The organism is Pseudoalteromonas sp. SIMBA_162 (assembly GCF_046535955.1).
In the GTDB taxonomy this organism is placed as follows: Bacteria; Pseudomonadota; Gammaproteobacteria; order Enterobacterales; family Alteromonadaceae; genus Pseudoalteromonas; species Pseudoalteromonas marina.
This window is the reverse complement of sequence record NZ_JAWJBQ010001327.1, coordinates 1-232: the sequence shown is the minus strand read 5'-3', so window position 1 is coordinate 232 and position 232 is coordinate 1. Positions and strand designations below refer to the sequence as shown.

General features: G+C 50.9%; 1 protein-coding gene. It reads left to right on the top strand.

The genetic code is table 11. The annotated features are described in order from the left end of the window. Window positions 1-232: spondin domain-containing protein (locus R0J88_RS23945; RefSeq protein ID WP_410901449.1), on the top strand; the 232-nt coding region annotated here is incomplete at both ends.

The following is a 232-nucleotide window of genomic DNA, read 5'->3' as shown; positions in this document are numbered from 1 at the left end:
GCAGGGCAGCCACTATCGCCTAATGCCGTTATTGCACATACAGAAAGCACACTTTGGCAAATTGGCAGTGCGGCATCGGATGCATTAGAAACCATGGCTGAAGGAGGCGACAACAGCCAACTACTGGCATTAGAAAACGCCATTGCCAACGCATCAAGGGAAGGCCCTGTGGGACCTGGTGCTAATACCACGATCACATTAACCACTGACTCACTTGAAGCACTTGAGCTGT